Origin of the sequence: Euzebya tangerina (assembly GCF_003074135.1) — a bacterium.
Taxonomy (GTDB): Bacteria; Actinomycetota; Nitriliruptoria; order Euzebyales; family Euzebyaceae; genus Euzebya; species Euzebya tangerina.
In genome coordinates, this window is record NZ_PPDK01000004.1 from 46909 (window position 1) to 66318 (window position 19410).

The 19410-nt window shown below is 67.9% G+C and carries 19 protein-coding genes; 10 read left to right on the top strand and 9 right to left on the bottom strand.

Annotation, left to right across the window (positions count from 1 at the left end):
- Positions 1-421: 421 nt before the first annotated feature.
- From C1746_RS20875 to C1746_RS20890, 4 genes are all read left to right on the top strand, one after another.
- Positions 422-2326, top strand: a complete 1905-nt coding sequence (locus tag C1746_RS20875) for a cell wall-binding repeat-containing protein (RefSeq protein ID WP_276310014.1) — start codon at positions 422-424, stop codon at positions 2324-2326.
- 16 nt (positions 2327-2342) lie between these two features.
- Positions 2343-2750, top strand: coding sequence for a hypothetical protein (locus C1746_RS20880; protein WP_116716729.1), 408 nt, complete (start codon positions 2343-2345; stop codon positions 2748-2750).
- Between the two features lie 150 nt (positions 2751-2900).
- On the top strand, positions 2901-4022 hold the full coding sequence (locus tag C1746_RS20885; protein WP_116716730.1) for a hypothetical protein: 1122 nt from the start codon (positions 2901-2903) through the stop codon (positions 4020-4022).
- Positions 4023-4146: 124 nt separating this feature from the next.
- A complete protein-coding gene (locus C1746_RS20890; protein WP_116716731.1) occupies positions 4147-4689 on the top strand; it encodes a hypothetical protein in 543 nt (180 codons plus the stop codon).
- A gap of 3 nt (positions 4690-4692) precedes the next feature.
- Here C1746_RS20890 and C1746_RS20895 read toward each other — a convergent pair whose 3' ends face one another.
- The 3 genes from C1746_RS20895 to C1746_RS20905 form a co-directional block, all read right to left on the bottom strand.
- Positions 4693-5136 carry a putative toxin-antitoxin system toxin component, PIN family gene (locus C1746_RS20895; RefSeq protein WP_116716732.1) on the bottom strand — a complete coding sequence of 148 codons (444 nt, stop codon included), beginning with the start codon at positions 5134-5136 and terminating at the stop codon, positions 4693-4695.
- Positions 5136-5420: a ribbon-helix-helix protein, CopG family gene (locus tag C1746_RS20900; protein WP_162868039.1), complete on the bottom strand. Its 285-nt coding sequence runs from the start codon at positions 5418-5420 to the stop codon at positions 5136-5138. The genes C1746_RS20895 and C1746_RS20900 overlap by 1 nt, the downstream gene beginning before the upstream one ends.
- 76 nt (positions 5421-5496) lie before the next feature.
- Entirely contained in the window at positions 5497-6546 is a 1050-nt protein-coding gene (locus C1746_RS20905; RefSeq protein ID WP_116716734.1) for a hypothetical protein, read from the bottom strand.
- A gap of 386 nt (positions 6547-6932) precedes the next feature.
- Here C1746_RS20905 and C1746_RS20910 point away from each other — a divergent pair, with 386 nt between their 5' ends.
- Complete coding sequence (locus C1746_RS20910; protein WP_116716735.1) at positions 6933-8759, top strand: cell wall-binding repeat-containing protein; 1827 nt, start codon at positions 6933-6935, stop codon at positions 8757-8759.
- A gap of 209 nt (positions 8760-8968) precedes the next feature.
- Complete coding sequence (locus C1746_RS20915; RefSeq protein ID WP_116716736.1) at positions 8969-9160, top strand: hypothetical protein; 192 nt, start codon at positions 8969-8971, stop codon at positions 9158-9160.
- A 133-nt stretch (positions 9161-9293) separates the two neighbouring features.
- Here the strand turns inward: C1746_RS20915 and C1746_RS20920 are convergent, their stop codons facing one another.
- The 3 genes from C1746_RS20920 to C1746_RS20925 form a co-directional block, all read right to left on the bottom strand.
- Positions 9294-9698, bottom strand: a complete 405-nt coding sequence (locus C1746_RS20920) for a hypothetical protein (protein WP_116716737.1) — start codon at positions 9696-9698, stop codon at positions 9294-9296.
- Positions 9699-9873: 175 nt separating this feature from the next.
- Positions 9874-10011 carry a hypothetical protein gene (locus tag C1746_RS22285; RefSeq protein ID WP_162868040.1) on the bottom strand — a complete coding sequence of 46 codons (138 nt, stop codon included), beginning with the start codon at positions 10009-10011 and terminating at the stop codon, positions 9874-9876.
- A gap of 18 nt (positions 10012-10029) precedes the next feature.
- A complete protein-coding gene (locus C1746_RS20925; protein ID WP_116716738.1) occupies positions 10030-10335 on the bottom strand; it encodes a putative quinol monooxygenase in 306 nt (101 codons plus the stop codon).
- Positions 10336-10448: 113 nt separating this feature from the next.
- Between C1746_RS20925 and C1746_RS22290 the strand changes: the two genes are divergently transcribed.
- Entirely contained in the window at positions 10449-10586 is a 138-nt protein-coding gene (locus tag C1746_RS22290) for a hypothetical protein (protein WP_162868041.1), read from the top strand.
- 41 nt (positions 10587-10627) lie between these two features.
- On the opposite strand, the gene C1746_RS20930 is transcribed toward C1746_RS22290, so the two are convergent.
- Entirely contained in the window at positions 10628-11659 is a 1032-nt protein-coding gene (locus C1746_RS20930; RefSeq protein WP_116716739.1) for a BtrH N-terminal domain-containing protein, read from the bottom strand.
- A gap of 374 nt (positions 11660-12033) precedes the next feature.
- Here C1746_RS20930 and C1746_RS20935 point away from each other — a divergent pair, with 374 nt between their 5' ends.
- Positions 12034-13653, top strand: coding sequence for an HNH endonuclease (locus C1746_RS20935; RefSeq protein ID WP_162868042.1), 1620 nt, complete (start codon positions 12034-12036; stop codon positions 13651-13653).
- Positions 13654-13787: 134 nt separating this feature from the next.
- On the opposite strand, the gene C1746_RS20940 is transcribed toward C1746_RS20935, so the two are convergent.
- Positions 13788-14366, bottom strand: coding sequence for a hypothetical protein (locus tag C1746_RS20940; RefSeq protein WP_162868043.1), 579 nt, complete (start codon positions 14364-14366; stop codon positions 13788-13790).
- 242 nt (positions 14367-14608) lie between these two features.
- Complete coding sequence (locus C1746_RS20945) at positions 14609-15073, bottom strand: hypothetical protein (protein ID WP_162868044.1); 465 nt, start codon at positions 15071-15073, stop codon at positions 14609-14611.
- Positions 15074-16102: 1029 nt separating this feature from the next.
- On the opposite strand from C1746_RS20945, the gene C1746_RS20950 reads away from it, so the two are divergent.
- Positions 16103-17590 carry a sugar transferase gene (locus C1746_RS20950; RefSeq protein ID WP_116716743.1) on the top strand — a complete coding sequence of 496 codons (1488 nt, stop codon included), beginning with the start codon at positions 16103-16105 and terminating at the stop codon, positions 17588-17590.
- 62 nt (positions 17591-17652) lie between these two features.
- Complete coding sequence (locus C1746_RS20955; RefSeq protein WP_205712031.1) at positions 17653-19392, top strand: amidase; 1740 nt, start codon at positions 17653-17655, stop codon at positions 19390-19392.
- Positions 19393-19410 lie beyond the last annotated feature (18 nt).

Below are 19410 nucleotides of genomic sequence, written 5' to 3' on the forward strand. Positions count from 1 at the left end.
ACCCCGTCCCCGGCCTTGACCCCCGCCAGCTCGAGCCCCAGATGAAGGGCCGCGGTCCCGCTAGAGAGCGCGACTGCACAGCCCTCTGGCAGCCCGAGGTAGGGCACATCTCCACCTCCAAGGCATCGAGGTCAGGCCCAACCGGGGCGACCCAGCGGGAGTCGAACGCCGAGAGCAGCGCTTCCCGCTCGGCGCTCGTCATGTCGGGTGGCGAGAGCCAGATCTTGTCCACCTCGGCACCGTAACCGCCAGTGGACCGAAGCGCCGAGGTCGCGCTTATCCACAGGCTGGCGCACGGCTGGATTGACAGTCAGTCGCGAGCTCGTACCTTCAAGTGTTATCGATGTATGACACGGGGAGAAACGATATGAAGCTAAATAGAATGATCTCCATCGGACTTGCAGTGGCGCTCTGCTCGGCGATGGGCGGTCCCGCTCAGGCAGGACCAACGGACCCGTCACCACCCGAGCTTCCGTCGCCGCCAGAACTCCCCGGCGAGCCAATCGGCACGAACAACGCTGCGTTCTTCGTGGGAGCGCCAAATGGGGATCCGGCCGCGACATCCGTGACGCTCAGTCAGTCGGTGTTCGAGACAGCAGAGTCGGTTGTCATCGCTCGGAAGGATGTCTTTGCCGACTCGCTGACATCGGGCAGCGTGCAAGGCCGCAGTCGTCCGCTCTTGCTCACGAGCGGCGACGGACTCGATCCGGTCGTGGCCGACGAGATCGTGAGGCTCGGTGCGCGGAGTGCGGCGATCCTGGGCGGTGAGGCGGCCCTCTCCGAGCAAGTGGTCTCCGACCTCAGCCGGCTGAACCTCACCGTCGTGCGGTATGCCGGCCCCAACCGCGTCGAGACGGCGCTGGAGGTCGCCCGGGCGTTCTTCCGGAACCCGGACGCGCTGATCGTAGCTCGAGCCTTTGGGGACGCCACCGATGAGACGAGAGCGTTCGTCGACTCGATTTCGGCGGGCGCTCTTGCGGCAGACATCAGCGCGCCCATCCTCCTCACGGACTCCGACAAGCTGAGTCCATCGGTCAAGCAGTACATCGACGGCTTCCGCGGCACCGTCTACGTCGTGGGTGGCGAGGCAGCCATCTCCGAGCAGGCGTTCAAGACCATCCAGGGCAGCCCCGGCGTGGCGGCCTTCCGGATCGCCGGAAGCGAGCGGGTCGGCACGGCAGCCGCGGTTGCACAGCTCCGAGGGTTCAACACGACCTTGAAGCCAACGGCAGCAGAACCGCGGTCCGTCGTGCTCGTCGATGCCGGAAGTCGTCCGGACGCCTGGGTGGGCGGCTTCGCAGCCGCGGCGTACTCGGCGACATTTGCGGCCCCCATCCTCCTCACGTACCCGGACTTCGTCCCTGGACCGACAGCGGTGACTCTGCTGGAGGGGGTGGATCCCGTGGTTGTTGCCTGCCTCCCACCGCTCACCGAGAGCGGATGTGCGCTAGCCGCAAGGAACGGTGCGGGACCACAGCCTGTTGAGATGGACTTCGGCGCCCCGGGGCTGACGTACATGTATCCACCAGCCGAACTAAGCGACAGTTCCACCGCGAACTGGCAGGGCTTCCGCAGCGGTGGAGGGTGCTCGTTCCCTGACCCGCCGCCGCTGGAACCACGACCGGGCGAGATGCTGATCGAGCAGTCGTACTCGGCGTCATCGTGTGTCATGGGCATCGAGGTCGGCACGCCATCTGGCCTCCTGCGGCAGCGTTACTACTCGCTGAGCGACGGTTTGCCTATCCAAGGCTCCGACACCGCTCCAACCTTCGCGGGCAGCGGCACCAGACGGAACGAGACGATCAGCGTGTTCGAAGAGCCGCTGCGCTGGTTCTTCTGCCATGGCACAGGAGGAGATCCCACGAGTTCTGCATGCGAACTGATGCTGAGCATCAAGCCAGTCAACACGCTCATCGCGGAGATTACGTTCGCACCATCCCCGGAGTGCGCCAACGGGAGCCTGGCAACATGGTCCAGGGACAACGTCGGTCTGACCCGGTGGACCTACGGCGCCTTCGACTTCGATAGCATCTTCGACTGCAACCAAGCCTCCTCACTAGCGTTCCAGGAGTTCTCCAACGATGTCTTCTGTGAAGCGGTCATTCGCGCGACGCAGGAGGTTCAGGCCTCTGATGGGGTCCTCAACCTCATGGCGATCGGAGGGCTGGATGCAATCGACACAGAATCACCCACGCGAACGACGATTCAGTCGATCGCAGCTGGCCGGCCGGGTGGCGAGACGTACAACACGTCGCGACCGTTCAAAGAGGGCGCATGTGCACACTTTCTCCGCTTCAGCTCGATCGCTCGGCAGACTGATCTTTAGGCAGGTTGCGACGTGCTTGACGGTCATCCTCGTGGTGGCGGGTTGCACCCCGATCGACGTCGACCCGACTCCGTCGCCAAGCCCCGCACCGACGCCTGTCACTGCTTCCGAGGATCCCGACTGCGATGCGATCGTCAACTCCCTGCTTGAGGAGTTGCGCCTCGTGACGGACCTGACCCTGGCTGGCGAACAGAGCTTCGAGGACGGGTTCTCCGAGATTGACTTCGAGGGACTGGAGGGATGCCCACCCATCTCGACGACGGAGCAGGAGGAGCTAGTCGCGGGCGTCCGAAGGCTGGCCGATGAGGTGGCCGACAACGCCGAGGTCGGGGCTGACGGCAACCCCAGCCCAGAGGTGCTCGAGGTGTTGACCGGTCTGGCCAACTTCGGCGCCATCCTGACCGTGACCGAGCCTCCCGAGTGATTCGTCGACGACGTCTTGTGATCGTGCGAGCCCACCTCGAAGGCGACCCATTCACCCAACCGAGCCGGAGAAGCACCGGTGACCCGGGGCCTTGACACGAGTCGCTCAATACCTAGCGTGAGCCCTATCGAGTCGGTACATAGGACCACCGTGCTCGCACTCATCTGCGTGATAGCAGCTGCCGTCCTCTCGTCCTGCGTCTCCGGCACTGACGATGGTCCGTCGCCAAGTCCCCTTGGCCGGCCGAGCGAGATCAGCGACGAGCCGGAGCTCGCCTGCGACGAGGTCATCGACACGATCCTGACTGAGATGCAGACGGTCGTCGACAGTGCGCTTGCTGGCAGCGGGACGTTCCAGGATGACTTTGCAGCTATCGACATCCAGTCGCCCGACGGCTGCCCGTCGAATCCCGACGGGCGCGAAGAACTCGTCGCCGGGATGATGGACATCGTCGGCGGGGTCTATGAGCAATCGAGCCTCTCGGAAGACGGCCAGCTGACCGATCTCGAGTTCGAGATCGCGAACATCCTCGCCGGGATCAGCGTGACACTCGAAATGACTGAGTTGCCGGTCGAGACGCCAGGTCCAGCGGACGCTACGGAGCTCCCGGGTGTTGTTGCGTGCGAGGACCTGGGAGATGCCTACATCTCCGCCCTTAGCGTCACGATCCAGTCAGCCCTTGCCGATAGAGCAGACGTGGATGCCGCAGATCTGGCCGGAGTGAGCGTGCTGACCGAGTCGGAGTGTCCCGACGACCAGACCGACCGCCCCGAAGTCGTCCTTGACATCGGCAACCTTGCCTTCGAGATCGAACTGGGTGAGGGGCCGTTCGCCGACGCAGATGAATCGGCACGCGCTCGTGCCGCCGACACGCTGTGGGGCGCTGCCCTGGATCTCACCTTGAACGGCATCCCATCAGAGCCAGTCGCACCTTCCACCCCCGCGGCGGTCACCGAGACGGAGCGCGTCGATTGTGATGACTTCGCAGAGTCAGCGCTCGGACAGCTGCAGGTTGTGACCGACCTGGCGCTCGAGGGAGAGCAGAGCTTCCAGGACGGCTTCGCCGAGATCGACTTCGAGCCACCGGAGGGGTGCCCACCCTCGCCTGACGAGCAGGAGGAACTCGTGGACGGCGTCCGGGAACTTGCCGACGAGGTTGCGACCCGGGCCGACGTCGGGCCTGACGGCACTCCGGCGCCGGAGGTACTCGAGGTGCTCGAAGGTCTGGCCAACTTTGGAGCCATCCTCACCGTCACCGAGCCGCCGGAGTGACCGGGCTTCGGTAGGCTGCGCCGCGATGCAGTCGCTACCAGCACCCCGCGGATCCTGATCACCGGTCAACCGGGCTCGGGCACGTCCACCGTCGCCCCTCTTGTCGCCGAGGCCTTTGATCGCAGTGCCCACGTCGAGGGCGACATCACCCGCGCGTCCATCGTCGGCGGCTTCGTCCAGCCGGCTCACCCTCCCCCACGAGCAACTGGCGCAGTTCGCCCTGGGACGCCGCATCGTCGTCGACTGGGCAACCACCCTGGCCGAGGCCGACTCCGTCCCGGTGATCACCGACGGCCCCGTCCCGCCCGCACCTCAGTTCGTTGAGCAGTTCGGCCCCCTCCTCCACCCCGACACCGTCCCGCTCGTCTTCCTCATTGACGCCGGAGTGGTCAAGCCGCGACTGGCCGCACGAGCCGGACCCTTCGACGGGTTCCTGGCCACCCTGATGGACCCCGCCTACGCCCTGATCGCCGAGTGGGACCTGACCGGTTGGACCGTCATCGACTCCACCACCCAGTCGCCGGAGGAGACCGCCCGGGAGATCGTGGCCGCGCCCGTCATCAGACCTGAACGGCGTCGCTACCTCGAACGGATGGCGCCGGTCGGTCTCGGGGTCGGGACCGTAGGGAACATGAGGTCGCCCACCCCAACCAGGTCCGCAACCTGAACCTCAGGTCTCCAGGTGCTCTAAGACCTCTGGGATGCTGAGCACGCCGATCTCCCGCGACCTGAGCCACTCCCGAACGCGGTCATCCTCCAAGAAGTCATGGTCCCCGGTCACGATCACCGACGCGTTGCCAATCAGCGCCGCCGAGACCACGTGGAGGTCCTGCTCGTCGCGCAGGGGGACGTCGACTCCAGAGACCCACGCGTCTGCATCAACGGACGGCACGTAGGGCCGAAGCAGCTCGAGCACGGCGGCGACATCGGTCTCGGTGACGCCGTACTCGGCGATCTTCGGCCGCCTGAGAACATCCACGATCTCGCGAACCAGGTGCCACGTGCAAACCGGTTCGAGGCGGCGATCCCGCACCGCCCGGACGACCTTGCCGGCCTTCGACGAGGGCTGAATGAGCCCGGACACCCAGACGTTGGTGTCGATGACGGCTCGCATCAGCTCGCCGGTCGGTCCCGCACCTCCCTCACGGCTTCCAGAACGTCGCTCGTGACCTCCGCCTCAGTGAAGTCCTCTTGCCCAGCGATGCGGTCACGACGCACCAACAGCTCATCGAAGCGACGCTCCCACTCGTCTGGCTCGATTGCCACGACACCCTGTCGCTCGAGCCAGTCGTCCAAGGCGTGGCGCACCAGCGCCGCCACCGACTCATCGCGCCGATCGCTCAGACGACGGAGCAGGTCCAACTGTCGGTCTTCCAGGTAGATGTTGGTGCGCCGCATACATACACCATACATCGGCACTCAGAACAGTCGAGGTCACACGACCTTCTCGTGAACCCCTGACCCGCTGGACGGTCTACCGGTCAGCCGCCGAGTGGGCCGTGGCTGGACACCACGCTGCCGAGTGATCCCCAGAGTCGTGGGTGTAGGCCCTCCGCTCGATCACGATTGCAGTCATGCCGAGTCGTCCCGATGACGGAGAGGTGGTCACAGGAGGGTGCCCGTGACGAACGCCTCGAGCGGTCGGGCTACGACGGTGTAGAGCGGCCCGCGTCGGATCAGACCCCGCACCTCGAGCCGTCGCGCGGCCGCGCCAAGCTGCGATCCGGTTCGCCCCAGCCGCTCCGCTGATGCTGAGAGCGTGCGTTTGGTCTGGGGGGAGGGCAACGATGGCCTCGAAGAGGTGCTGTTCCTGGGGTGGGAGGCGGAGCCAGGCTCGTTCGACATGCGCCACCACCTCGTCGGCACTGCTGGCCCAGCCAGCCTCGACGTGGTCGGCGGTGATGACCGCCCCGCCATCAGCGCTCCACGCGGCCGCGCCGAGCAACTTGAAGAGGAACGGGTCACCCAGAGCCCGGGCCACGATGGCGTCCACTGCCTCGGCTGTCATGGTTACAGCCAGCGGGCCGGCATCGGTCAGCACCGGCCAGCCCTCGGTGGTGAAGGGAACCAGTGCAGCCCGAATCTCGATGTCATCCAGGTGCGTGAGATACAGCGGCTTGAAGCGCCGCGCGAACGTTGCCCCGGCTTCGCTGGTCGCACGATCCGTGAAGTCGCGCAGCCCGGTCAGGTAGACGGGCAGCGGGAGGACGCGCTCATGCGGGTTGCCTGCGCTGTCGACGGCTGGTGCCACGGCGACAAGGGCATCCCCGATTGCGACGAGCAGTTGGCTGAGCGCATCGGCGTCCAGGACGTTCTGCACCTCGTCGATGTGCAGCACCACCGCGCTGCCATCATCGCCGGCCAGCATGGCCAGGTCCACGACGGCCTCTCTCAGGACGACGTGTGCCTGGGGCCTCGAGCCCGTGTCAAGATCGAGCGTGACACCGGCCCTGATCTGTGACACATGGCCGGCAAGGTCGGCTGCGGCACGGCCGAGACGCTCGTCGACCGAGCGGCTGCTCACCGCCTCTTGGATGCTGCTTGCCAGGACCGATGCGTCTGGCCAGTACGGACTTGCCGATTCCCGGCTCGCCAAGGATCGCTCGCCCCCGCTCGTACAACCCCCGCGCTCCGCCGCGGCCGAACGACATCGCGCCAGTCGGCCAACTCAGCTGCTCGACCGGCCCACACATCGGGCGCAACGTCACTGCCGGGGGCGAACGGGCTGTTGCTTGCCGTACGGATCATGGTCATGACAACATTGGCATCTGACAACTTTGGCAAATAGCAAGATTGTCAGAGCCCGAGGCTGCTCTGCTCGGCCTGCGCTTGGAATACCTCGCCCGGCCAGCACCAGGAGTACCGAATGAAATACGCTCCACCCCTTGACGACAGGCAGGGGAGGTTCGAGTGAAGCAGTCAGCGGTTCTGGTCACGAGCCTGTTGCTGTTGTTGGCCATGCAACCAGCCATAACGGCGCAGACGGGGATCGCCCAGGAGTTGGTCGACGGCGACCGGGCCACGACGGAACGTTTGAGTGTCTCTGACCCGATCGGTGGGGCGGTGGCGATCAGCCAGGCCCGCTTCCCCTCCGGCGCACCGGCCAGCGTGGTGCTGGCCACCACCAACGGGTTCGCCGACGCGCTGGCTGCCGCTCCCCTACTCGGGCAGTCACCGCTGCTGTTGACCCCAACCGACGTACTCGCCCTCCCGGTAGTCAACGAGATCCGACGGCTGCTCCCGGACGGCGGCGAGGTCATCCTCCTCGGCGGCACCGAAGCGATCAGTGCCACGGTCGAGACGCAGCTCCAGACCGAGGGCTACCAGACCGTTCGGCTGGCCGGTCCCGATCGGATCGGCACCGCCGTCGAGGTCGCACGCGAACACGCTGCGCGTACGGGCTCCGGGGACCTGGTCGCGGTCGCTCGGGCATTTGGGGAGGGCAGCGCCGGCTGGGCCGACTCCATCACCGTCGGCGGCTGGCTGGCCAACACCAACACTCCGCTGGTCCTGACACCGACCGATACGGTCGACCCACGCGTTGCGGCCCTGCTGGCCGAATTGGGCACCCAGCAGACCCTCATCGTGGGCGGCACTGCCGCACTGTCGGCAGAGGTCCAGGCGACGTTGGGCGGGGTCCGAGTCGCAGGATCGGAGCGGGCAGGAACCGCAGCCGCCATCGCGGCCGAGCGGTGGGGTTCGGCCGCCGGGTATCTCGTCGTCAACGGCTACCGGGACGACGGCTGGGCCTACGGGCTGGCCGCCGCGGGCCTGTCCGCCGACCTGAACTATCCCATCCTGGTCGCCGACGCGGACCGAGTCCCAGACGCCACGCTGGGCAGAGTGGGGAGAGGGTGCGGTACCGACCCAGCGCTCGAGACCCTGCTGATCGGCGACGAGGCCCTTCTGTCTGCCACGGTTGTCTCGGACATCGACCAGCAAGACGGCGGCGCATGTCCACCGCCACCGCCACCCTCGGAGATGGACCTAGCCTTCGCCCTGCCTGGCAGCCGGATGTACTACTTCGACGATTGCCCACCCCCGCCGGCCAGTCCCCTCATCCCTCCGACCGCGACCTGTGTGTCAGTGCTGGCCATCGACCTGGACGGTGACGGAACCGGTCCGGGACAGATCGACCGCGTGATCATGTACCAAGAGCCTGACGAGTTCCTGACCGTGAGAGGGTTCTCGACCCGGCGAGGGGTACTGCGCCCGTACAGGACCGAGATCTACGTGCCAGGAGGCGACCTCTCAAGCGCCGGCTACGCACTGGAATGCGCCGTCGACCTGGACGTGGGGCCCGCGACCGAGATCCTGCTGACCACCAGCGTCGGTGCCAACACCATCTTCGGCGAGATCCTGGAGGTTCGAGAAGGCGGGATCCAGGCCACGCTGGACGGTGACTCCGGTTTTCCCTTCTACTGGTCCTTCGGGGGTGGTGTGCGGTTTGGCTCGGGGTACGGCGTCGCGCCCAACAACTTCACGCAGTACATCTATGACGACACGCTGGGGACGCCGTACGGATGGGAGGCGTACGAGTACGTCCTGACCGGGGGCGCCTTCACCTTGCGAGCCACGGCCTCGGGCACCACCGACGGTGGCGGCCCCTACGGCTGGTCTGGCTGCCCCGGTGGAACCGGCACGTTCCCGCCTGGAATCGGCAGGCAACTGCCCCCGGAAGCGCGACAGCCCGGGACCGGACTGGACCTGCCGGTGCGCCGTGGCCATCACCGATGACCGTGGGTTGGCGCAGGTCTCCAGGAGCTGCCAGAGTTCTGGGGTGCCGATCTCCGCACTTTGCGGCACTCGGGGATGCGGTCATCCTCCACACGTCGTAGTCCCCGGTCATGACGGCCGACGCCTCGACATCCGGCCCATGCTGATCGGGCCGCCCAGTTGAGCGACATCCTCGGCCCAAACTTGGTTGCGTTTTTGGCTCGATCCCGATGGCGGTTGACCCAGCTCGGTATGACCGGGAGGCGTTCGAACGTCGTGAGGCGCAGGCCCGCCGGCTGACGCTGCAGCGCGACGGCCAACGGCCCATCGGCGAGAACGTGGAGGAGGGTGCCCTGCTCTCCAAGCAGGCCACGACGTTGGTCGGGTTCGTCGTGGCGCGGGCTGATGCCGGCACCACTTGATGGCGAGGGTTTCCCTGTTCCGGGAGCCCGCTCATCTGACCCGCACCCACCATCGCCGCTGGGCCATCGGGGGTCGGGAGCGACGGGCTGGGTCAGCTCAACCAGTCGGCCGGCTTGGTCTCCGGCGCAGCAATCAGAAGCCGAAGGTGCCAAGCGCGTCGACGATTGCAGCCACCACAACTCCCGCGGCCGCGAAGTGCCCGACGGCCAGCCAGACCAAGACGCGAAGTGCGCGGTGGCGAGTGGCCGAGGGGCCGCGGATGATCCACGACAGCACCTCGATCGACCACCGCTCCGCCGTTGGGTCGTAGTCATCGCGGTCCCCAACGGCAAACACCACCGCGCCGCCGATGATGTAGGAGGCGAGGACAACCCAGGACAGCCAGTCGAACCCGGCCCCCGTGGTCCAGACGACCAGCAGGGCCTCCAAGGCCATGCCGACCATGACCATCGCTGCAGCCGTCAGGACGGTCATGGTCCGTCGACGCTCTGGGCTCCAGGTGTCACGGCGGCGCGGCGCCGCTTCGACCTCACTCACGACGTTTCCCTCCTCCAACGAGGTGGCGCCAGACCGAGAAGAAACGCCGTCCAAGCGCGCCACCAGGTGAGAAGCCTATCTGAGACCAAGTGGCCATCATCCTGTTCCGGCCGCACCCCGCAGCCGGACGGCACCAACTCCTCCAGACGGTCGTGCCAGGTCGACTCGAGCGACGTCACCAGTCGCCAGCTGGCGTGCACCAAGTGGAGGTGTCGCCGGATGCGCGCGGCCCAGAGCCGAGCTCAGCCGCAGCGGAGAGCACCGAGAGGATGGCGTGGATGCCACCGGGCGGCGCGTGTTGAAGGCTGGACATGGGCGGGACCCGTGGTGGTCAGACGTCCATGGGGCCGTGGCTGGATACCTCGTACCGCGTCAGCTCCAGCGGACCGGCCAGGCTGGGACCGATCGTGGTGCCGAACGCTGCGGAGTGGGGGGCGGCCAGGTGGGCGTCCAGGGAGGCCTGGTCCTCCCAGCACTCGAACAGCCTGATCAGGTGGGGGTCATCGATGTCGACGGAGAAGCGATAGTCGATGCACCCCGCCTCGGCACGGCTGGTCTCGGCGTGGCGGGAAAGGGTGGCTCGCAGGGCCTCCCACCCCTCCGGCCTGACGGGCCCTTCGGCAGCGATGACGATCATGAACGGAACAGTATCGAACCCATGGGCGACAGCATTTGTCGCGGCGTGAGCATGCGGCCCCTCGTGGACAACTCGGACGTGGCGGCGCGTGTCTTCGGCACGTCGAGGAGCTCGTGATCGTCGATCCGTCCAGCCGGCGCGTTCACTGGTTTCAGCGGGGAGATCAGAAGTTCGTCACGACCGAGCGAAGCGCAGTGCTCGAGCTGACCGCCGGTGAGCTGGCCGGGCCGCTCGACTGGCCTCCCACCTGATCCCGGCACTCCTCTGCTGCGAGAACGCCAGGCCCATCACGTCACCTCGCTCCGACGGCCCGGAGTTCACGCCAGAAAGCCTCCTCCCCCTCCGCGATGTCGAGCATCGGCCCAGTCGCCTCCTCGAGCAGGACGGCGGGGTCCTTCGCCTCCGCGGCCCGAGCGAAGGTGGCGGCGACCTCCTCCCATTGGTCACCGATCCGCGTGAGCTGCTGGCCCAGCTCGGCCAGTCGAGGCTCCTCCGTGATCGCTGCCGCCTCCTCCAGGAACCGGCCGTAGAGGTAGCGGAAGATCCCTCCGCCGGTTCCGCCGCGCCGGTCGATGAACAGCGACACGGTGAAGGCAGCGCGGCGCACCTCCGCCTCGTCCAGCACCGACGGCCACTTCCGGGTCTCCCGGACCGCCTTGCGGATCCCCTTGACGCCGAGGTTGGCGATCGGTGGCTGGAGCATCGCGTCGCACACCCCCTCGATGGCCTCGTGGATCCCCTCCGCCGTCGGCGGATGCGCCCCGGAGAAGTCGAACGTCAGCCACGCGTGCTGCGGCGGGAAGGGCTTGAAGGTTGACCCGCGAGCCTCCTCGAGCACCGCCCAGCTGACCCGATGCAAGTCGGCGTCCCGGTCGGCCACGAGGACGTCGTCGGTGTCCGGGTCATGCCCTGCGATCGTGATGGTGTGCCCGCCGAAGTGGTACTCCTCGGGGAAGTCGAAGTACGGCAGCAACCCCATGTCGACGTAGAGCAGCACGGGCTGCTGGTCGAGGAGCAGCTCCCGCAGCGTCGCCTGGGCCTTGCGCGCGCTGGTGGTCTTGTGGGCATCGACAACGACGCCGGTGCGGCGTCCGGCCGTGTGCTCCAGCCCCTTCCGACCGGGTCGGGTGACGTTGCCTCGGCCGCCGTAGAAGGGGCAGGTGCCCGTGATGTGGAAGTAGGCGAAGGAGATGCCCTCGCCCAGCCCGAGCAGCATCGCCTCCGAGATCGGGTGGCCGCCGATGTCGTAGATGTGCCGGAGGGACCCGGTCACGCAGTGATCGGTCGGATAGGCCTGGAATCCCGGAATGCGGTCCAGCGGCATGGGCGTGGTCCTCTCTGTTCGTCGACAGGTGACGTCAGCCCCAGTGTCAGATCTCCTCCGGGGGGAGGGTCAAGGCCGCCCCGCAGTCACGTGGTCTGTCAGACGTGGTCGTCCATCGCAGCCAGGCCCGAGGCCGGCCCCCGGCGACGGCAGCCAACCGACCCGAACGGCTGGCGCTGGTCGGGGCTGCCCATGGCGGCGGGGTCGCGCGGCGTCGTCGAGTCCGCGGCCGACGCGGTCAGATGATGCTCGGCCGTGCACTCCCACCGCGAGACGTGCGGGCTCCCGGCGACGGTCGGGCAACCACGTCCCGGGACCTTCGGTTGCTAAAGAAACCCCTTGACAACCCGCTTTTAAGAACGTATATTCGAGCCATGGCAAGAGGGGCGCGGGAGGTCGATCTGGGGGAGACCCCGGCGGATCCGTGGGGCGCACTCGGTCGGGTTCTCGATGGCCTGCGGGGCATCAACGCCTGGCTGGACCAGGCCACCTCCGATTCTGGAGATCTGGGCGCACTGCTCTCGGGTCTGGCGCACGTCGACGCCGCCGTGGCCGCTGCCACGAGCCGGGCCATCGTCTCCGCCGAGGTAGAGGGCGTGCCCGGGTCGGACGGACAGAGCTCCCCCAGCGCCTGGGTCGCCCAGCAGTTGGGTCTGACGGCGGGCGAGGCCGGACGGCTCTGCCGACTCGCGGCCGATCTCGACGGTGCGCCGACGGTGCTGGACGCCCTGACGAGCGGCCAGATCAGCCGGGGACATGCCCAGACGATGGCGCAGGCTGCTCGCCAGGCCAGAAAGGACGCCGACGCCGCTGCGGCGGCACGCCGAGCCGCCGCCGAGGACGACCGCCGCGCGCGCGAGCGCGCCGACCGCGAAGCCGCCGCTCAGGCCCGCACCATGGCCGAGCGCGCCGCCCACGCCGCTGCCGTCGCCGAGCGGGAACGCCGCATCACGGCCGAGCAGCAGGCCGAGACCGAGCGTCATCGCATCGCCGCCGAACAGGCGGAGGCTGCCCACCGGGCCGAGCTGCTCCGCAAGGCAAGCCAGGGCTCCACGCCTGACCAACTGCGGGCCGACGCGAAGGCCCGTCGGGCGCAAGATGCCGAGGCCATGCGCCGCCGTGACGTGGCCCAGCACAGCCGGCGCGCGGTCTTCTCCAGGATCGACAGCGAAACCGGGATGGGCCACACGTCCATCACGCTGCCGCCTGCCGAGCACGATGCGCTCCACACCGCCCTCGACGCACTCCAGACCTTCGACCACCCCGACGTCCCCGCTGCCGAGCGGCGGACCTACGAACAGCGCCGCGCCGACGCCGTCATCGACCTGGTCGGGGGCGCCCTCAAGGCCGGCGACCTGCCGACCGTCCGCGGGGTCAAGCCACACATCACCGCCGTGGTGCCACTGGCCACGCTGACCGGCCTGGCTGACCTGCCGGGCCGCACCAACCGGGGTACCTGGCTGTCTGCCGATACCGCCCGACGGCTCGGCTGCGATGCCGGCCTCACCCGAGCCGTGCTGGGTGCCAGCTCGCAGGTCCTCGACATCGGTCGCGAGACCCGGACCTGGACCACCGCGCAGTACCGCCACGCCGAAGTCACCTTCAGTGGCTGCGCCTTCCCCGTGGCCGACGGGGCCGCGTGTGGCCGCCCGATGAGCTGGTGCGACCTGCACCACGTGACCTACTGGAGGGACGGCGGCAAGACCGACATCGCCAACGGCGTGCCGCTCTGCCGTCATCATCACACCGCCGTCCACCACGAGGGCTGGCAGCTTGGCTACTCCCCCGAGACCACCACCGTCACCGTCATCCGCGATCGCCGCGGAGTCCGGACCCGACGGCAGGTGAAGTTCACCCCCGGGCTACTCGAGGGCGACTGTACGAGCGATCCCCCGGCGCGGCGTGGGGTGTCGGGAGTTGACCCACCGGCCGTCAGCGACCCGGTCGCGATGCACCATCAACCCGAGCTGCTGCGAGAACCACAACTCGTCTGAGCCGCACCCCACCATTGCCGGTGGGGCGTGGGCTGCTGCAGCGATGGGCTGGATCAGTTCGGCCAGGCACTGGTCGAGATCGGGTCGGTCAGCATTGCGGCTCAAACGTCGACAGGACAGCCGCCGGAGAGGGGTCAGGACGGATTGGGGACGTTGCCGATGACGATCTCGCGGACCTCGTAGGCCCGAGTGGTCTCGGTGACCGGCCAGTCGTCGCCGTAGTTGGTGTCCCGATACCAGGTCACGTCGAGGGTGACGTCGTAGGTGCCCTTGGTGGACCACATGTGGCGGACGGGCGTGGTCTCGGACTCACTGCCGGCCTCGCGGACGGTGTACTGGCGCTGGTGGCCGTACTGCTCGGCGGTTGGTTCACCGACATCGAACGTCCAGGTCTGCGGGGTGAGGACACAGGAGACGGGGTAGCCGCGGATGTCGAGCCCCGGTCCCGATGATCGAGGTTGCGGGTCCGTGGCATCCCACAGCCACGTCTCGACGCCGGTCACGCCCCACTGGTGCGGGTTGTGTCCGATCTCGGGATCAGGAACATCGGGGCAGATCCGCTGGACGATCTCGTCGTGATCCGGCGGCCGAGGTATGGCCACGCCAGTGCCTGCCACGATGAATCCCGCGGGCAGGTCGGAGATCCCGTCGCCATCGGCGTCGGGGCAGAACGGCAGGGAGTCGGACTGCGTCTGTCCCGTCCCGGTGGTCACGACACGGTTGGTGAGGCAGCCGGGTGCCGCGGAGGTCGACCCGGCGTTGCCGAGGGTCGTCTGGCCGGGCAACGGAGTGTTCGCGCCGGCGCAGGCTGCTGGACCACCAATGCAAGAGCCCTCGCTACCTCCTGCGGTCCCGCCTGAGCCGCCACCCGGAACGTTCGATGGCTGCGCCTTTGCCGCGGAGGTGAAGGTCAAGAAGATCGCCGATGCCAAGAGCAGAGCGAAAGGCGCACGCCTCAACAACGCTCGCACTCCGTCCACCCCTCTTCTGCAGCAAGTTCACGAACACGATCTGCGGCGTCCTCAGACACTTGATTGAAGTCGAGGCCGTCGGCCTCTGCGTAGACAATGGGCTCCCATTCGGCGACCACCTCTTCGGTGAAAGTCACGGCCCTGAAGAAGTACGCCTTCTTGACTCCTTCCTCGTCTTCGAAGACAGCCGTCCACACGGCGGTGAACAGCTCGTCCTGGAAGTAGACGTCCTGCATTCCGCCGAAGCTGTTGAAAGGCTCCGACCCATCGGCGCCACCGAAGACGGGCCGGTCGACGGGTTCCCCGAGATCCTGGACCTGCTCGGCTATAGGGATGACCAGGCGGTCCCAGAGTTCGGGTGGCTGGTTCTCCTGCTCAGGGTCGGCCCAACCGTTCTCATAGCTGAAGCGAGCCGTGGGCGGGGCGTCCGGGTGGGTGATCTCGGCCACCGTGCCCAGCTGCTGCCACGGTCCGGTGGCGGGGCCTCCCTCGAACAGGACCGTCGTGGACCGTGCCTCCGTAGCGGTCGGTGTGGGCGTCGGGCTGCCGGTCGGAGTCGGCGTCGGAGAGGGATCCTCCGTCGGTGTCGCAGACGCGGTCGGACTTGACGATGGCGTCGCTGCCGGTTCGTCCAACATGGGGTCCACCGGGGCGGGCCTTGGAGCCTCTGTGATGGCCAAGACCGGGTTTGCCTCGTCCCGGTCAGGCTCCCCACCTCCCCCATCCAGCCACCGCGCGCCCAACACGCCGACACCGGCCAGGAAAAGCAGACCGCAGACGCCCCAGACCACCAACTCGGTGGGGCGTTCGCGTAGCCGGCGGCCGCCTCCTCCTGATCTCATCTGCTGCTGTCCCCGATCCCCAGTCCCCGACTACCGGCCGCTGAAGCCCAGAGAGTAGTCGCACCCGGACTGCCTCCGTCGAAGATATCCACAGCCGCAGGACGGGAGATCCATGACACAGCAGGCCCGCAGGATCCGGAGGGCCAGGGCCCACCACAGGCCGGACCTAGCACCCGGCCCGCAGCAGTCAGGTACGGAGTGGGCGGGGCGACTGCAGCCAGCACGGCTCAGACGCCTCGCTGCCCACCGCCCCGGGACCTGACCGCCCCGAAACCCGCGCTGGGCGTATCACCTCAGCCGTTCCGAGCGTCCCTGGCTCGGGCCTGCGATGCCGGTCCAGCGAACACGGTTAGATGAATCGAGTTCAGTTGAGTGTTACACAACACTGCGTAAGAACGACCGGCCCGTGCACGGGCGGGCAAACAGGCCGAACCTAGCCCAAGAACCAGGAAAACACTGCACGATTGGACACCTTGAAGCCCACACAGCCCACACATTCCGTGGTGTTTCAAGTACTACACGTGAGGCCGAAGCTGTGCGCAGCAATCAGCCGATAGTTGACGCGAGGGTCTACGCAACGTAGTTTTGCCAGGCGTGGTTCTGAGGGGCCCGCACGCAGCTTGAGGGATTCGGGAAATGATGCAGCAAAACGTGAACGACGTCGTGATCGACGTACGCGATGACGCCGGGGCGAAGCCGGCGCAGCAGGATGTCGCGCCGCGAATCCAGCCCTGGCTGGTTCGTGAGAGCGTCATGGGCGCCAAGATCGTCCTGATGATCGCCGACCTGGTCCTCCTCTTCGCCCTTGTGGCAGTGCTGGGCCAGACCCTCTTCGGCCGGCCTCTGGCCGCCGGGAGCGTCGTCGACATGAACCCCGTCGCCGTCCTGGCCGGGGTGCTCGCCATGCCCTTCCTGTGGTCTCGCCTGGGGCTCTACCGCATCCGTCAGCGGGCCACGGCGTTCCGGCTGATCCGGAAGGGCTTCGTCGGCGGGGCCGGGATGATGCTCTGCCTCTTCACCCTGATGGTCGTCATGGACACCGCAGGCGTCTCTCGGCTCTTCCTGGCGCTGCTGGGGAGCGGCACCGCGGTGCTGCTGACGGTCAACCGCCTGGTCGTACGCAGCTACCTGCGGCACCGCTTCGACCGCGACGCGAAGCAGACCCACGTGCTGCTGGTCGGCGACAACCTGGGAGCCGAGCAGTACCTCTCGACCTTGGAGATCCACCCCGAGCTGGGTGTGAAGGCCATCGGGTCGGTCGGTCTCCGTCCGATCACCGGCCAGCCGCACCTCGGCGACATCCACGCGCTCGAGCGGATCCTGCGGGACAAGGTGGTCGACGAGGTCGTCATCTGCCTCCCCTTCGAGGAGTGGCCGCTGATCCGCGAGTGCGCCCGCACCGCCGAGCTCCAGGGCAAGACCGTCCGAATCCCCATGCTGCTCACCGAGGAGATGGAGTCGCGCAGCCGCATCGACCAACTCGGTGCCCTGCCGATGTTCTCGCTGATCAACACCCCGGACAGCCTGGTGATGAAGGGCCTCAAGCGGGCCCTGGACCTGGTCGGCGCCGGCTTCGGACTGCTCGTCACCGCGCCGCTCCTGCTCACCGCGGCGATCGGCATCAAGCTGACCGACGGCGGTCCGGTGTTCTTCAGCCAGGTGCGCGTCGGCCGCCACGGCCGGCAGTTCAACATCCTGAAGCTGCGCAGCATGCACGTCGGAGCTGAGACCCGACTGGACGAGCTACAACACCTGAACGAACGGCAGGGCTCGGCGTTCAAGCTCTCCGACGACCCACGGATCACCCCGATCGGGCGGTTCTTGCGGAAGACCAGCCTGGACGAGGTGCCGCAGTTCTGGAACATCATCCGCGGTGACATGTCGCTGGTGGGTCCCCGTCCGGCGCTGCCGAACGAGGTCGACACCTACGACGGTCGTCACCGCCGTCGGCTGTCGGTCAAGCCCGGCCTGACAGGGCTGTGGCAGGTCTCCGCCCGGCAGGACGCCTCCTTCGAGCGCTGGGTCGAGCTGGATCTGGACTACATCGACACCTGGTCGATGCAGTCCGACCTCAGGATCATGGCCCGGACCATCCCGGCCGTGGTGCGGGGTACCGGCACCTGACCCAGCGCAGCCCCGGCGACGGCGAGCCCCTCCCGAGCGGCCGCACGCCGGACGACGTCACGGTGGCCGACATCGAGGCGGCCGGCCGAGTCGTCGGTGTCACGACAACCGCGGCCGAGCGCGAGCAGATGGTTGGTGCGGTCACGGCTCTGCGCCAGGCCGCCTGGGCGCGACGGAGAGCCTTTCGACCGCCCAACGACCTGTCACCGGCCACGACGTTTGACCCTCGGCTCCCGGGGTTCATCATGCCAGGGGCAGTCGAGCAGGCCCACGACGCGACCGGGCAACCAGGACCGGCGACGCCGGCCGTCGACATCGAGGCGCTGTCCGAAGAGGACCTCGCGTACTCCCCCATCACGGTGCTCGCGCGGCTGATCGCCGGCGGCCAGCTCACCAGTCGTCGGCTGACCGAGATCTACCTCGACCGGATCGCTCGCCTGAGCCCCGACCTGCACTGCCTGGTCACCGTCACGGACGACCTCGCTCGTCGTCAAGCCGACGAGGCCGACCAGCTGACCGCCGAGGGCATCACCCGTGGCCCCCTCCACGGGATCCCCTACGTCGTGAAGGACCTGTTCGACACCGCGGGCATCACCACCGGCTGGGGTGCAGAGCCCTACCGCGGCCGTGTGCCGGACTCCGACGCCCACGTGGTGGAGCGTCTGCGGGAGGCCGGAGCGGTCTTGCTGGGCAAGGCCTCGCTCGGTGCGCTGGCCTACGGCGACCTGTGGTACGGCGGCATGACGCGCAACCCGTGGAACCTGAACGAGGGGTCCAGCGGGTCCAGTGCCGGGTCAGCCTCGGCCGTCGCCGCGGGGCTTTGCGCCTTCGGGATCGGGACCGAGACCCTGGGCTCGATCGTCTCCCCGAGCGACCGCTGTGGCACCACGGGCCTGCGACCGACCTTCGGGCGGGTGTCCCGTCACGGCGCGATGGCGCTGTGCTGGACGATGGACAAGGTCGGTCCGATCTGCCGGACGGTCGGGGACACCGGACTGGTGCTCGAGGCGATCAACGGACACGACCCGCGGGACCGCAGCTCGATCGATGCGCCGTTCTCGGCACCTCGGGCAGCGGAGTCGAGCGGCAGCGGACCGGCCGACATCACGATCGGCATCATCGCCGGCACGTTCGACCAGCCCACCGACAACCAGCCGACCGACGACCAGCCCACCGACGACCAGCCCGCTGAGGCCGATGACGCAGCGGAGGAACACGCCAGCGAGGTGGACGTCCAGGCGCTCGCGGCGATCCGGCGGCTGGGGTACCAGGTCCGTGAGGTGACGCTGCCCGACCTGCCCTACGACTCGCTGTACGCGCTGCTGCTGGCCGAAGCCGCGGCCGCGTTCGAGGAGCTGACCCTCTCGGGTGCCGATGACCAGCTGGCCTGGCAGACCGACACGGGCTGGCCCAACCAGTTCCGGGCAGCGCGCCACCTCTCCGCCGTCGACCACGTCCAGCTGGACCGGCTGCGCCACGCCGTGATGCAGGCGCTGGACGAGCTGTTCTCCCAGGTCGACATCGTCATCGGTCCGCTGGCGGTGGGACCCATGCTGACGGCGACCAACATGACCGGCCATCCCTGCCTCCACCTGCGCGCCGGCTTCCGCGACCAGGCCACCCGGGCGCCCTACCACGTCGACGAGACCTGGGAGGACCCAGCCGCCGGACAGCTGTTCACGGTGCCAAGTGGCATCTCGTTGTGGGCAGGCCTGTTCGACGAGGCCCGGCTGCTGCGCGTCGGTCAGTCCCTGGAGGCCGAGCTGACGGTGTGGGACCGCCGGCCGGGCCACCTGGCATGAGGCCACGCCCGGCGCCGC

Excerpts from the sequence above, each read along its gene's own strand:
- C1746_RS20875 (WP_276310014.1), top strand. The coding sequence starts at position 422 with ATGGGCGGTCCCGCTCAGGCAGGACCAACGGACCCGTCACCACCCGAG.
- C1746_RS20895 (WP_116716732.1), bottom strand. The coding sequence starts at position 5,136 with ATGCGAGCCGTCATCGACACCAACGTCTGGGTGTCCGGGCTCATTCAG.
- C1746_RS20900 (WP_162868039.1), bottom strand. The coding sequence starts at position 5,420 with ATGCGGCGCACCAACATCTACCTGGAAGACCGACAGTTGGACCTGCTC.
- C1746_RS20915 (WP_116716736.1), top strand. The coding sequence starts at position 8,969 with ATGGCGGTTGACCCAGCTCGGTATGACCGGGAGGCGTTCGAACGTCGT.
- C1746_RS22285 (WP_162868040.1), bottom strand. The coding sequence starts at position 10,011 with ATGTCCAGCCTTCAACACGCGCCGCCCGGTGGCATCCACGCCATCCTC.
- C1746_RS20925 (WP_116716738.1), bottom strand. The coding sequence starts at position 10,335 with ATGATCGTCATCGCTGCCGAAGGGCCCGTCAGGCCGGAGGGGTGGGAG.
- C1746_RS20930 (WP_116716739.1), bottom strand. The coding sequence starts at position 11,659 with ATGCCGCTGGACCGCATTCCGGGATTCCAGGCCTATCCGACCGATCAC.
- C1746_RS20935 (WP_162868042.1), top strand. The coding sequence starts at position 12,034 with ATGGCAAGAGGGGCGCGGGAGGTCGATCTGGGGGAGACCCCGGCGGAT.
- C1746_RS20950 (WP_116716743.1), top strand. The coding sequence starts at position 16,103 with ATGATGCAGCAAAACGTGAACGACGTCGTGATCGACGTACGCGATGAC.